This window comes from Desulfosediminicola sp. (assembly GCF_048381775.1).
Classification (GTDB): domain Bacteria; phylum Desulfobacterota; class Desulfobulbia; order Desulfobulbales; family Desulfocapsaceae; genus Desulfopila; species Desulfopila ganghwensis.
In genome coordinates this window covers 47,384-60,873 of record NZ_JBLXGE010000009.1, presented here as the reverse complement: position 1 = coordinate 60,873, position 13,490 = coordinate 47,384, and the positions used below count along the sequence as shown (strand labels likewise).

Sequence of the window (13,490 nt, the reverse complement as noted above, 5' to 3'; positions counted from 1 at the left end):
TATGGGCATTTCCGTTCAGCTACGCTTTACTTTTTTTGTATTCTCAGTGGAGTATAGCTGCAGAAAGGTTCAGGAGCAAGGAAATCACCTGTCATGGCGTATGACCTGGCTCGGCACCCGCCGCATACGCCGACATATTCGCATTCTCCGCATTTGCCTTTGTAACTCTTGAAATCGCGCAACTGCAGAAACAGATCGGACTCTTCCCAGATCTTTTTGAATTCGGTGGTCTTGATGTTACCGGCAGATTTTGGGAAATAGCTGCAAGGCAGGACTTCGCCATCAACGTCGATCAAGCAGATAAGTTGGCCGGCGAGGCAGCCCTTTGAACCGCCTGTGGAAAACTTCAGGTTGCGCCGCTTGAAGTTCTCTCCCTCTTCCTTGGCCTTTTGGCGAACAATGCGATAATAATGCGGGGCACAGGTGGGGCGCATCAGCAGTTCGTTTTCTTCCTTTTCCACCTGGTAATGCCATTCCAGAATTTCGTCGTAAAGTTTTTCCGGAATGAGCTCAGCCATGATATCCTCGCCACGACCGGTGGGCACGATCATGAACATGTACCAGGCAGTGGCGCCAAGTCCTTTGACCAGCTTATAAATTTCAGGAATCTCTTTCTGGTTACGAACCGTGAATGACGAGTTGACCAGGAAAGGAATACCGTAGGCATTAAAAAGCTCGATGGCCTTCATCGTGCCTTCAAACGCACCTTTTTGATTGCGGAAGTCGTCATGGGTTTCGGCACAGGCACCATCGAGGCTCAGGGAAACCATTCGGATATCCGAATCTTTCATTTTCCTGCAGATTTCTTCTGTGACCAGGGTGCCGTTGGTGGCCATGCACATCCTGAAACCGAGGTCTGACCCGTATCTGGCAATATCGAAGATGTCTTCCCGCAACAGCGGCTCGCCGCCCGACAAAACAATAACAGGACTGGCGTAAGAGGCGATGTCATCAAGTATCTTTTTTGCTTCTTCTAAAGAAAAATCGGGGTGTTCATTGGCCTCAAGTTCGGAAGACGACCGGCAATGCACGCATTTTAAATTGCAGCGACGGGTTGTTTCCCAGGCTATCCACTTTGGCTCAAATTCCATATATAGTATCTCCAGATGAGAAATTTCTAAAAACAATATTCAGTTGCCCACTATATTGCCTTTTTAGGGCAGGGCAAAGGCGAAAAGTCGTCTGATCAGCTAACTCTAAGCATTCACGATAAAAAATAAAGTATTTTCAATTCGCCGGACGAGATTGACCCGCTTGTTGAGCCTCAAACCTTGAAATTGGGCAGCCTGGACGCATTTTATTTGTAATTTGCTAATGGTCGGCTATTATCTGTTGGTCTATATTTACGCCTGCCGAAAAGTTGGATTGGTAGCATGTGCACTGATCAACCCCGATATGAGTCATCAGCAGAGGCGCTTCATTAAAACCAGAGCCAAATTTTCTTGGCATTTTATTTCAAGGGAATGGTTTTCCCGCACAAAGCCAGATAATCATCAGAGAACTTCAAGAGAATAACCATGATTATAACACCTGTATCTACAACCAGCCCGGAAGGAAATGACATTATTTCCGATTTATTGCAACGTTTTCAGGACGCAGACAATTCCTGTCAGCACGTGGTTGAAGAGATTCTGCATAATGTGCGCACCAGAGGCGATGACGCAGTTGTCGAGTATGGACGAAAATTTGATGCTCCGAACCTGTCTGTGGAGCAGCTGCAGGCATCTGCGGAAGAAATGCAGGCTGCTTATACTGCAGTCGGTGAAGAATTTTTGGAGACATTGTCCCTGGCAATAGAGCGTGTTCAGTCATTTCATGAGCGTGAGATGGAAGATTCCTGGATGCAGACACGGGAGGACGGGACCATCGTAGGCAGGCTGGTACGGCCGGTTGACTCGGCAGGGCTCTATGTACCTGGCGGCCAGGGTGGTTCGACCCCACTTGTTTCTTCAGTTTTGATGAACGGTATACCGGCTGCAATAGCTGGTGTTCCTGAAAGGGTGATGATGACACCGCCGGATGCTGATGGTAAGATCAGCCCGCATCTGCTGGTGGCGGCCCAGGAAATCGGCATCACTCAGATTTTTAAGGCAGGTTCAGCCTGGGCGGTTGGCGCTCTCGCCTATGGTACCCGCACTATTCCGAAGGTTGATGTGATTGTGGGTCCGGGCAATCAGTTTGTTACCGAGGCCAAAAGGCTTGTCTCTGGCATGGTCCGTATCGATATGATCGCAGGGCCGTCGGAAGTGTTGATTGTGGCGGACGAGACTGCCAAAGTGGAAAATATAGCTGCCGACATGCTTGCCCAGGCAGAACACGACACCCTGGCTTTAGCTGTGGTTGTAACCACCGACCGGGAATTGGCAGAGGCTATACCGGCGGAGCTTGAGCGTCAGCTCGGGGAGCTTTCCCGTGAAGAGATTGCCAGGAAATCTCTCGCCGATCGTGGTGTGATCCTGATTGCGGAAAACCTGGAGGAGGCGGTCAGCCTTGCCAACGATATCGCCATTGAGCATCTGGAAATGATGATTGCAGACCCTTGGTCGCAGGTTCCGTTTATTCGCCATGCAGGTGCGATCTTTCTTGGCAGCCACACTCCGGAAGCAGCGGGCGATTATCTCGCAGGCCCGAACCATGTGCTGCCCACCATGGGCACGGCGCGCTTTGCTTCAGCGCTTGGTGTTGAGACCTTTCTAAAGAAGAGTTCAATCATCAGTTATTCAGAGAGAGCCCTCAAGGCAGATAGTGAGCATATTCAGAGGCTGGCCAGATTGGAAGGTCTCACCGCCCATGCCAACTCTGTTGCGGTGCGGGTAAAATAGGCAACAGTGTTACACTGGGGTTGATCAAATATAAATTACGAGTAGTAGTGTGAGCGAGAGTAAAACCATCTTTACCCAAAAGCTTGAAAAGGGTCTGGCTATCCTGGAAATTTCCCTTTCCGGGGAGGCCGTGGAGCGCCTTTTTGTGTACTTCACAGAGTTAAGGAAATGGAGTCGCAAGGTGAACCTGATAGCCAAAGGGGCAACGGATGAAGAGATCGTCGAAAATCATTTTATCGACTCCCTGACCCTGTTGCCACTACTTGAAGGTGGGGATGTTCATCTGTTGGATGTGGGTTCAGGTGCTGGTTTTCCCGGGCTTGTGTTGAAAGCCGCCAGGCCTGAAGTGCGGCTTACACTGGTGGAGCCACGTCTGAAGCGCATATCTTTTCTCAAGCATGTGGCCCGTACCTTGAAACTTGAAGGTGTTGAGGCACTGGCCTGCAGGGTGGAAGATGAGCGGTTGCTGCCCTCTGATCAGGATTTCACCCATGTAACGAGCAGGGCAGTGAGTGAGGTAGGACCGTTTCTGGAGATGGTTTCGCGGTTTTCAAATCCCGGATTGCAAGTGATCTGTATGAAGGGACCGAAGTGGCAGCAGGAGTTGGAGAGAGCGGAAACGATTGTGCGTGAAAATGGTTATGTGCAATCGAAGACCCTTTCCTGCCGACTGCCTTTTTCCGGTGCAGAGCGAAATATGCTGGTTTTCCTGACGAATACCCGCTTGTAGCACTGGCAAGTTAAATTCAAATTTGGTAATAAACGACCTTGGCAACTGCTTGAATAACTGGGCTTTCGGAGATTGTGCAATACATTCAAGTTGTGCAGGTTGAACAAGTAAGGAGAAGAGATGAAAAAGATAGCGGTTCTGCCGGGTGACGGTATTGGCCCTGAGGTGATGGCTGAGGCGATCAAGGTTCTTGATGCTGCCCAGAAAAAGTTTTCTTTTGAGCTGTCCTACGAGTTTGCTGATGTTGGCGGTATAGCCATTGATAATCACGGGCAGGCGCTGCCTCCATCCACCCTGGAGCTTTGTGAAAACAGTGACGCAATCCTTTTTGGTTCTGTCGGTGGCCCCAAGTGGGAAAGCCTTCCACCGCAGGAGCAGCCGGAACGTGCCGCACTGCTGCCGCTGAGAAAACACTTCGATCTTTTCTGTAATCTGCGTCCCGCACGCGTCTTTAAGTCACTTACTGCAGCCTGCCCCCTCCGGCCTGATATCGTACAGGATGGTTTTGATATCCTCTGTATGCGCGAGCTGACATCCGATATCTATTTCGGTCAGCCCAAGGGCCGTGAAGGTGAAGGAGCCGATGAGAAGGCGTATGACACCATGCTCTACACCCGTGCAGAGATCGAGCGTATTGCCCGTATGGCTTTTGAGGCCGCAAGGGTGCGCAGCAATAAAGTAACCTCCGTTGACAAAGCCAACGTACTGACTACCATGGTGCTCTGGCGCGAAGTGGTAATGGAAGTGCATAAGGAATATCAGGATGTGGAGCTGAATCATATTTACGTGGACAATGCCACCATGCAGTTGGTGAGGGATCCGCATCAGTTTGACGTGCTGCTCTGTGGTAATATGTTCGGTGATATTATCTCCGATGAAGCAGCGATGTTGACTGGCTCTATGGGTCTTTTAGCTTCTGCTTCCCTTAACGCTGATAAATTCGGACTTTACGAGCCGGCCGGCGGTTCTGCCCCGGATATCGCCGGTCAGGGAATTGCCAATCCTATTGCCGAGATCCTCTCAGCGGGTATGATGTTGCGTTACAGCTTTGGTCTTGATGAGGCCGCAGACGCTATAGATGCCGCTGTAGAGGCGACCCTGGAAAAGGGTATTTACACCGGTGATATCGCGGTTGATAAGAGCAAAGCGGTTGGAACCGCAGCAATGGGAGACGCTATCGTCGCCGCACTGTAAGCTTTGGAGGGAGGTGTGAACATATGGCTCTGAAATCAAGTCTGGTAGTTGTCGCCAACGAGGCGTCAACAGTCCTGGGCCGAAAAGTCGCCGATATTCTCGGGGTGGAGTTTTCTGAGATGGTTCGGAAGACCTTCGCCGATGGAGAGTGCTATCACGCCTTCCCCAGTTCAATTGCGGGCAAGAACCTCATTATAGTGGGTGCGACCCACAGTGAAGCCGCGTATCAGGAACTGCTTGACCTCATCCAGGGGGGCAGATACTGGAATGCGGCTTCCATTAATGTGGTCATTCCCTATCTGGGCTATTCCACCATGGAGCGGGCCAGACCATTTTCCTTTGAAATCCCCAAAGGCATTACCCGAGCCCGCCAGATCTTTCAGGCAAGACCTGACTTTGTCGCTTTTGTCGACCTCCACTCTGAGGCGGTTCTCCATGCACATGCAGGGGCGATTCGCACCCATCATATCTGGACCGACAGCCTGGTGGTTGAAAAGATCAGGCAATCCGATCTTACAGATTATGTACTTGTCTCACCTGATTACGGTTTTTCAAAGCGGGTCGCCAGATTGGCAAGCCTGCTCGATTGCCCACATACAGCCGCAGACAAAGATCGCTACGATACCGACAAAACCATAGTCAGCCAGGTATCGAGTGTTGTAAAAAACAGGACAGCCATCGTCTGCGATGATATGATTCGCACCGGTGGATCGATTGTACAGACAGCCTTGAGGTGTCTTGACGCCGGGGCGCGAGACGTTGTTGTCATGGCAACTCACCTGGTGCTTGCTGGCCAGGCAGAAGAGAAACTTGCAGCGAGCCCCATCCAGCGTATTATCGGTTCGGACAGTTACCCCGGCCGTACCAGCAACACCTTGCTGGATGTGTATTCAGTTGCCCCTTTGCTTGCAGATGTTATGCGAAAATATTTGCATTTAGATAACGATTTGAAGTAGCCATACCAGTGTTCGCGCAGCACAGTGCGTTTGTGACCGCCTGCTTTTTTAAAGAAATGGTGATTACAACGAAGTGGAAGGTAAAGCAGTAGGCGGGTCTGACGAAAATGAAGAAGCAACTTATAGCAGAGCATCTCCATCATTCTCTTATCTTTTCAGAGGTAGGTCGCTCCGATCTCGAAGCATATGCGGATTGCTGCAGGGTTCAGATCGTGCAGGAGGGCGAGTATGTCTATCGCCAGGGGGATAGCAGTGAGTTGTTTTACGTGGTTGCCCAGGGCGAAGTTGAGCTGGTACTTGAACGTGAGGACGGAGACAGCCGGGTTGTAGGCCGTGTTGCACAGGGTGGCCATTTCGGTGAGACCAGTATGATTACCGGAAAGCCCCGATCCCTGAGCGTCAAAGCGCTTTTTGATCTGGTGCTGATCTGTTTTGAGCGGAGGATTTTTCGTTCCGTGCTGCTGGTGAACCCGCTGGTGCACAAGAAATTTGATGAAGCCCTTGCCGAGAGACTGCGTGTGGCCTATCTGGATCAGGCCGATACAGCCAGCCACAATGATCCCCATGCAAAATCCAGCGCCGATGATGTAATCCTGTTCAGGGAAAGAAATCTTTCGCAGATCAAGTTGCGCAGACTTGAAAAGAAAAAACAGTCGATTATCTACCACTCGAAGAGCGCCCGTCAGGCTCAGACTGTTATCAGTGCTTTTGCGGCCAATAACGAGCCGTACATCCTTACTGGAGAGTCCGGTACCGGAAAGAAAATCATTGCCCGCCAGATTCATGCCGAGAGCAGTCGTTTTGAAGGCCCATATGTAGAGATAGACCTGCGGGAGCATGACCCGGTTTTGCTGGAGAAGAAGCTGTTCGGTACGAAGCAGGTAAACTCGCCGTTTGGCATGGCTCAGCAGTCTGGAATATTTGAACGTGGCTACGGTGGCACCATCGCCTTTCACGAAATTCGCCTGATGCCGCAGGATATCCAGGAGAAGGTGGTGGAGGCCATGGAGAGAAACACCTTCTCCCATGTTGATTCCGACGAGCCTATCGCCATGCAGTCGAGAGTTGTGTTCACTTCGACCCAGGATCTTGATCATCTTGAAAATACCGGCAAGATCATCCCGGAGTTACTGCAGATATTCCAGCGTCAGCACTTCAGTGTACCTGCATTGCGGGAGCATAAACGTGATCTGCCGCGACTGATTGAGCATTATCTCGGCCGGTACAGCAAAGAGTATGGGAAAAGTATCCTGAAGGTGTCCCCGGAAACTCTGGGTAATCTGATGAACTATGACTGGCCTGGCAATCTCACTGAACTTTCCAGTGTGATAAGAAGGGCTGTGATGCTGGCCAAGGAAGAGGAACTGCTCTCGGATAATATCCTCCTGGGATTACCCAAGACTGAGGGGAAGTGGGAATTCAACCTGCTGCGGATTCCGTTTTTCAGGGCGTTTCTGACCTCCAAAAAATTCCCTACCTTGCCGCAGGGAGTGGTTGGTGTGGTAATTGCTGCCACCGTGCTGGCGCTTTTTCTCGGTTCCACTGAACCTGAAAAGAATGTCGGCCTCATCATGAGTTGGGCGATCGGCTGGCCTCTGCTTTTCTTCTCGTTCTTTTTCCTGGCCAGAACATGGTGCAGTGTCTGTACTCTGGCTATGCCGGGTAAGCAACTGCAAAGCCTGATAAAACCCAAAAAGAATACGCCCTATTTCATCAAAAATTATTCGGGCTGGATCATGGCGGTGCTCTGCATTCTGGTGCTCTGGGTTGAGATTGTCTGGAACGCGTATCGCAACCCTGTTCTGACCGGTTGGATTATTCTGGCTGTAACCATTGGGTCCTGCGTCTGCAGTGTGCTCTTTTCACGCAGAACCTGGTGCCGTTATCTCTGCCCGCTGGGAGCGATTAACGCCATCTTTGCCATGCCGTCTATTCTGGAGCTTCGCTCCAACAGGCATGTCTGCCTTAACCGCTGTACAGAGCACAATTGCTTTGGTGGCGGGGAGGTTCAAGGTGGTTGCCCTATGTTCAGGCATCCATACCTGGTTGATAATAACAGGGACTGTATATTCTGTGGCGACTGTGTGAAAAACTGCCGTAACAGTTCCATTCATCTGAATCTCCGACTGGCACCGCAGGAGCTTTGGTCACTGCAGACTCCGAGAAGGGCTGATTCGTTTCTGATCGTTGCGCTCGGGGCAATTTTTTTCCCTTTCGCTCTGCATAGCGAGTTCTCAACGCTGGTCCTGTGGTTGAACGGAATGCTGGCAAACTATAACATCTGGCTGCCCAATGCACTAACCGGGTCCGTTATATTCTTCCTGGGAATTCTGATATTTCAGATTGGCTATTACCTGATGGTACAGGTCCAGTCATGGAAGGGCGGAATGGATAGGGAGTTTCTCCTGCCAATGCTTGGTTATGGCTTTATTCCGCTCATTCTGGGTGGATATATGGCGGTGCATTTCGAGGTTTTTGTCAGTGAGGCAGGAAGTATATTACCGGCGATAAAGCATGCATTTGGTCAGGAGGCGGTATTTGACCACTCCAGACTGCTCAGCCCTGACAGTACCTTTGTATTGCAGATATTTACTGTGGTTGGCGGATTGCTGGCATCGATGTATGCCACTTACCGTATAATCGCCAGAGGAGTGAACGATGTAATTGTGGATTCAGCTGTTCTGGCGATTCCCTTTAGCTTCCTGATTACTCTGGCCGTTTTGTTTGTGGTGATGATCTGATAATGGATCAGGCTTTATCCAGATAATTGTTGATTGCCTCGGTGGCCCGCATTTCTTTGAGCCAGTTTTGTTCAAGCCCGTCAAGTCCCTGGTATGCTCCAAGAATCATACCGACTATCATGCCCCGGGCTGCTGAGTCTCCCCCCGCCATGACGTTTTGTACCAGAGCTTCCTGCAAGTTGTCCTGGTAGGCGCAGATGAGGTGAACAGCTCCGGGCAGGGCTGCGCTGGTACTGCACATCTGGCCGAAACGGGTAATAACTTCGCGACTGTCATCGGCTACGGTTTCCAGACTGCTCCGTACCCGCATATCGAGATCGATATCTGCAAGACCATCATCAACCAGGGTCTCAATTGCCTGTTGCGGAGCAATTCCACCGAGCACTTTCAGTGAAGCGTGGACTATAAAATCAGTCGTTGCCGCAATTCCGGCTCCCTTGTGGGTGAGACGGGTCTGTTGTCGGGCGAATTTCATAAGCAGTTCCGGATCATGTTTGTACCAATGAATCAGGGGGGCTATGCGTGCCGGTCCGCCGAGATCGCTTGAGTTTGAGCCGCAATCTTCGGCTGAAGCACCACACTCCAACGCTTCAAGCGTTTTCCTGGTTGCACTGTCCCGATAACCTGAATAGCTGTTGCTGAATTGCTGCCACGCATTGGCAAAAGTATGGAGGTCAAAGCCACCGTTTTCGGCGAGATGACGAAGAAGTAGCAGGGCTTGGTCACCATAGTGAGTGAAGTCACCTTTTTCTTTGGAGGAATGGAACGAATTCGGGACTGGTGGTCGGAGTTGATCGACTATACCGAGCTCGGTCTCTATTTTGCTGGTGTCATAAATCCAGTGAGCGCCGAGAGCGAGTGAATCGGCGGCAAAGGAAGCGAGAACCATGGCCTTACTATTCGTTTTCATTTATGATCTCCGCAAGGGTATAATTTTCTACAATAAATATTAATGCTGCCATCTAGTCAAACAGGATAGTTCCCAACCTGTTTGGTGTCAAAAAAAGCGGGTCTATTTCAGAAAAAGAAAGTTGTAAATGTTTTTGAATATTGGATAAATATACTTATATTCAATGTTGTCGTTACAATAAAAACTCGTATGCGATAGCTTTCGAATACAAAACAACCTTCATGGATGGTTGCTGCTATCCCTGATAATCTGTCAATAACGGAGTGGAGTGGAGCAAGATATGGGAAAAATAGTCAAGTACTTTGCATTTATATCGGGTGGCTTGGCCCTGGTGCTGGTGGCGGCGATATTAATCGTACCAAGCCTGGTTGATGTGCAGAAATACAAACCGGTCATCGAAGAAAAATTAGCTGATGCAACTGGCAGAAAGGTGAGCCTTGGCGGTGATATCAAGCTCTCACTTTTTCCATGGGTAGGCGTTTCGCTGGCGGATTTTCAGATAGCGAACCCTGAAGGTTTTGCTGAAGCTACTTTTTTGCAGGTAAATGCCTTTCAAGCCCACGTAAAGGTGATGCCACTTCTTTCCAGGGAAATCTACGTAGATAAAATTGTGCTTGATGGACCGCAGGTCTATCTTGAAAAACGTAAAGATGGCAAAGTAAACTGGCAAGGATTCGGCTCACCTGAGACTGCAGCTTCAAAACCTTCTGCAGCTGTAAAAGACCCAAAGGAGAGTCCTGCGGAAGAGTCTTCCGGTTTTGCAGTAAAGTCTATAGAAGTTGGTGAGTTTGCCCTCAAGGACGGTAAAATCGTTTATGCGGATGCGCAGCAGGGAACCAGCACTACTGTTTCTGATATTTCCCTGTTGTTAAAAGATGTGAGTCTGACCAGACCGCTTGGAGTCGATTTCAGTGCAACTTTTGAAGGCAAGCCAATAGGGTTGCAGGGTCAGATCGGGCCGCTTGCTTCAGCCGGCGGTGCACTTGGTAAAGGGATCATCCCGGTGGATCTTTCTGTAAACATCGCTGATCAATTGCAGGCTACTCTTATTGGCCAACTTGAGGATGTCGTTGGCGATATGCGATATAGCTTCGGTCTGAACACCGAATCTTTTTCATTGCGGGATCTGGCCAAGGCGCTCGGGGTTGAAAATTTTCCGGTGCAGACCACAGATCCCAAGGTGCTCAATACGCTGGAGCTTGCTTTAAAGGCAACTGGTACAGCAAGCAGTGCAGCTATCCAGGGCGGGAGTTTCACTCTTGATGACTCGAAACTCACTTTTGAGGCGAATGTTGCCTCGTTCTCCCCACTGAACCTTTCAGCTTCTGCGGCTCTTGATACGATAGATCTGGACAGGTATTTACCGCCACCTGCCGAAACGGAGACCGCTTCCGCAAATGGTGGAGGTTCTGCAGCGCCAGCCACTGCCCAAAAGAAAACTGATTATTCTGGTCTTCGCGCTATTACGCTGGACACCAAATTCTCTGCAGGAACAGTGAAGATCAAAGGTGGTACAGTTGAGAATGTTGTTGTCCAGTTGAAAGGGAAGAGGGGGTTATTCACCGTTGAACCTATGAGCGTAGACCTGTATAACGGTGCGTTGTCGGGTTCAACCGAGGTTGATGTAAGAAAGGATGCACCGCTAACGAAGGTAGCTGTCAATACCACTGGTGTGCAGGTCGGGCCTCTCTTACATGATTTCGCAGGTAAAGATATACTGGAGGGGGCGCTTGCATCGCAGCTTACTCTTTCCTTCAGGGGAGACACACCGGAGGCAATCAAGAAGAGTCTGGATGGCAAAGGTCTCCTGACTTTCACCGATGGTGCCATCGTCGGTGTAGATCTTGCCGGAATGGTACGAAACGTTCAGGCGAGTTTTGGCCTTGCTGAGAAACCTACAGAAAAGCCGAAGACCGATTTTGCTGAATTGCAGGCTCCCTTCACCATTACAGATGGTCTGGTCGATACTCCAGGCACTACTCTCACCTCCCCACTTATCAGGGTTGCCGCGGCAGGGTCTGCTCACCTGGTGAGTGAAAAGCTCAACATGAAAGTGCATCCGAAATTCGTTGCCAGCCTCAAAGGTCAGGGAGACACTTCAGAGCGGAGCGGTGTTATGGTGCCTATTTTAATTGGCGGAACATTTAATCAACCCACTTTCGCCCCGGATCTTGCTGGATTGTTGCAAGGTGGCCTGCCTGATGTCAACGCATTGCAGGAAGCACTGCAGCAGGAACTGAAACCCAAAAAAGAAAATTCGGGTGAAGAGACAGACGCAATAGAGCAGGGGATCAAGAACCTGATTCCCCAGTTCAAATTCTAAGATGCCAGAATAGTGACGAATCAGGGTGCGTTGCATGAGCACCCTGATTCGAATTCTGCCAGGGGAACGCTGGTTTTTCATCAATCGACAGGCATTGTTTATTCCTGAAAACGCCGGGTTGATCAACTAGGCGAGCAAAGTGAAACTCCGCCGTTTGATAAATTCGGACCGGCGGATGGTTTGGGGTTCGTCTCGTATATGCTTGGACGACGGGGATTGTGGTTTCATCTTTATAGCTGGTCTTCCACCGGCAGAAAGCGACCAAAGAAATCACTTAGTGTCTGGAAGAAGCTTCGGGATGGTTGAGTGGTACGTGTGCTTTGTTCAGATCGCCATTCAATGGAGTTGTTGTCGTTGACAACTACGTACCAGCTATTTTTTTCTTCCATTATTTCGTTAAGGAAGTCGGTCAGTTCTCCGGTGAGTGATGGAGAATCTATCAACAGGCCATTTTCCGAATTGATGACCAAAGCCCTGGGGTCGAAGTTGAGGGAGCCGATAAAGCATTTACGCCGGTCAGAAATCATAACCTTGGCATGAAGCGAAATAAAGCGTGGAGTAACCGACTGCGCACTGGCCAGCTCGATGACTTCATTAGATGGCTGATGGTTGAACTCAAAAAGTTCCGCACCCGTCAGGAGGATGTTTCGCCTGTATTTTTTGTAATGGCTATTTACCAGCGTATGGTTTGTTGACGCGAGTGAGTTGGTAAAAACTTTAATTTGTATGCCATCGCTTTCCAGCCTTTCCATAACTGCCAGGGAGTCACCCACCGGTATGAAATACGGAGAGGATATAATAAGTTCTTTTTCAGTCGGGTCGGAAAAATAGCTTATCATATCGATAAGGCGGTAGTCCCGACCATCTATTTTCACAGGGTCGTCTTGTAAGAAATATGCCTCACCCACATGGAGACGTTCTCCGATATCTGAGAACCAGTTATCCCAGTTCTGCGGCTGAAGTGGATATGACTGTAACAACTTCTTGTGTTTCCATAGCGATTTTTCCACATCTTCTTTCATGTTGGCAAAGTCGACCTTCCCCATCTTCTGATGCCAGCCGCTGACAGGAAAAACGGTGTCGGTGTTCCAGTAGTCGTCAAAAGCGAATGATGCCTCTTTAACGACATCGCCAATGGCCATGACATCTATATCCAGGAAATTGAACTTGTTGGAAAGGCCGAAATACTCATTGCCTATGTTACGTCCGCCCGCAATTATCGCCTGGTTGTCAACGATCATCAGTTTATTATGCATTCTCCGGTTAAGCGAATGATAACTGGCGATAAAATGGAGTTCTCTGCTGATGAACGTATCACGGGCAGGGTTCGGATTAAATATCCGTATCTTGAGATTGGGGTGGGAATTCAATCTGGTGAGAGTTCTGGTGCTGGAAGCCAGCCAGACATCATCGACAATGACCCTGACTTTGACACCCCTGTCTGCGGCTTTCATAATCCGGTCGAGAAGGAGGATGCCCACAGCATCATCTTTCCAGATGAAATACTGTAAATCTAATGAGTTTTTTGCCGAGTCGATGAGGGCCAGACGGGCAGTCAGGGATTCTTCTGCATCAATCAGCAGGTGAAAACCGGAGGCTTCATTGCCATGACTTGCCCTGAAACCCTGAGCTAAATCGGGGAGGATGCCAGTGTTTGCAGCAGGAAGTGCACTTTCATATTCGAGATTTGGGCGCGGTGGTAATGAGGCGCAACCATAGAGGAAAAGGATTAATAAAAGCAGGATGACCAGTTTGTACCTGCTGGCAGTCATGGAGAGTGTGTGAAGTTGAATAGCATGAACAAGGTGCATTAC

At 49.7% G+C, this 13,490-nt stretch carries 9 protein-coding genes; 6 read left to right on the top strand and 3 right to left on the bottom strand.

Features of this window, described 5'->3' with window-relative positions; translation table 11 throughout:
• Positions 1 to 26 precede the first annotated feature (26 nt).
• On the bottom strand, positions 27 to 1,091 hold the full coding sequence (locus ACN5NT_RS15225) for a radical SAM protein (RefSeq protein ID WP_419175996.1): 1,065 nt from the start codon (positions 1,089 to 1,091) through the stop codon (positions 27 to 29).
• A 426-nt stretch (positions 1,092 to 1,517) separates the two neighbouring features.
• Between ACN5NT_RS15225 and hisD the strand changes: the two genes are divergently transcribed.
• The 5 genes from hisD to ACN5NT_RS15200 all read left to right on the top strand — a co-directional run bounded on the left by hisD (position 1,518) and on the right by ACN5NT_RS15200 (position 8,443).
• The gene (gene hisD / locus ACN5NT_RS15220; protein ID WP_136796535.1) at positions 1,518 to 2,822 is read left to right on the top strand and encodes a histidinol dehydrogenase; all 1,305 of its coding nucleotides are present in this window, start codon (positions 1,518 to 1,520) and stop codon (positions 2,820 to 2,822) included.
• Between the two features lie 49 nt (positions 2,823 to 2,871).
• A complete protein-coding gene (rsmG, locus tag ACN5NT_RS15215) occupies positions 2,872 to 3,552 on the top strand; it encodes a 16S rRNA (guanine(527)-N(7))-methyltransferase RsmG (protein WP_419175995.1) in 681 nt (226 codons plus the stop codon).
• Positions 3,553 to 3,672: 120 nt separating this feature from the next.
• Positions 3,673 to 4,746, top strand: coding sequence for a 3-isopropylmalate dehydrogenase (leuB, locus tag ACN5NT_RS15210; RefSeq protein WP_136796537.1), 1,074 nt, complete (start codon positions 3,673 to 3,675; stop codon positions 4,744 to 4,746).
• A 23-nt stretch (positions 4,747 to 4,769) separates the two neighbouring features.
• Complete coding sequence (locus tag ACN5NT_RS15205) at positions 4,770 to 5,702, top strand: ribose-phosphate diphosphokinase (protein WP_136796538.1); 933 nt, start codon at positions 4,770 to 4,772, stop codon at positions 5,700 to 5,702.
• Between the two features lie 107 nt (positions 5,703 to 5,809).
• Positions 5,810 to 8,443, top strand: coding sequence for a sigma 54-interacting transcriptional regulator (locus ACN5NT_RS15200; protein ID WP_136796539.1), 2,634 nt, complete (start codon positions 5,810 to 5,812; stop codon positions 8,441 to 8,443).
• Between the two features lie 7 nt (positions 8,444 to 8,450).
• On the opposite strand, the gene ACN5NT_RS15195 is transcribed toward ACN5NT_RS15200, so the two are convergent.
• Positions 8,451 to 9,353 carry an ADP-ribosylglycohydrolase family protein gene (locus tag ACN5NT_RS15195; protein ID WP_136796540.1) on the bottom strand — a complete coding sequence of 301 codons (903 nt, stop codon included), beginning with the start codon at positions 9,351 to 9,353 and terminating at the stop codon, positions 8,451 to 8,453.
• 280 nt (positions 9,354 to 9,633) lie between these two features.
• Between ACN5NT_RS15195 and ACN5NT_RS15190 the strand changes: the two genes are divergently transcribed.
• Entirely contained in the window at positions 9,634 to 11,676 is a 2,043-nt protein-coding gene (locus ACN5NT_RS15190; protein ID WP_419175994.1) for an AsmA family protein, read from the top strand.
• A 230-nt stretch (positions 11,677 to 11,906) separates the two neighbouring features.
• Here ACN5NT_RS15190 and ACN5NT_RS15185 read toward each other — a convergent pair whose 3' ends face one another.
• Positions 11,907 to 13,487: a phospholipase D family protein gene (locus tag ACN5NT_RS15185; RefSeq protein WP_419175993.1), complete on the bottom strand. Its 1,581-nt coding sequence runs from the start codon at positions 13,485 to 13,487 to the stop codon at positions 11,907 to 11,909.
• Positions 13,488 to 13,490 lie beyond the last annotated feature (3 nt).

Coding starts and splice junctions, on each gene's coding strand:
- ACN5NT_RS15225 (WP_419175996.1), bottom strand. CDS start 1,091: ATGGAATTTGAGCCAAAGTGGATAGCCTGGGAAACAACCCGTCGCTGC.
- hisD (WP_136796535.1), top strand. CDS start 1,518: ATGATTATAACACCTGTATCTACAACCAGCCCGGAAGGAAATGACATT.
- leuB (WP_136796537.1), top strand. CDS start 3,673: ATGAAAAAGATAGCGGTTCTGCCGGGTGACGGTATTGGCCCTGAGGTG.
- ACN5NT_RS15205 (WP_136796538.1), top strand. CDS start 4,770: ATGGCTCTGAAATCAAGTCTGGTAGTTGTCGCCAACGAGGCGTCAACA.
- ACN5NT_RS15200 (WP_136796539.1), top strand. CDS start 5,810: ATGAAGAAGCAACTTATAGCAGAGCATCTCCATCATTCTCTTATCTTT.
- ACN5NT_RS15195 (WP_136796540.1), bottom strand. CDS start 9,353: ATGAAAACGAATAGTAAGGCCATGGTTCTCGCTTCCTTTGCCGCCGAT.
- ACN5NT_RS15190 (WP_419175994.1), top strand. CDS start 9,634: ATGGGAAAAATAGTCAAGTACTTTGCATTTATATCGGGTGGCTTGGCC.
- ACN5NT_RS15185 (WP_419175993.1), bottom strand. CDS start 13,487: ATGCACCTTGTTCATGCTATTCAACTTCACACACTCTCCATGACTGCC.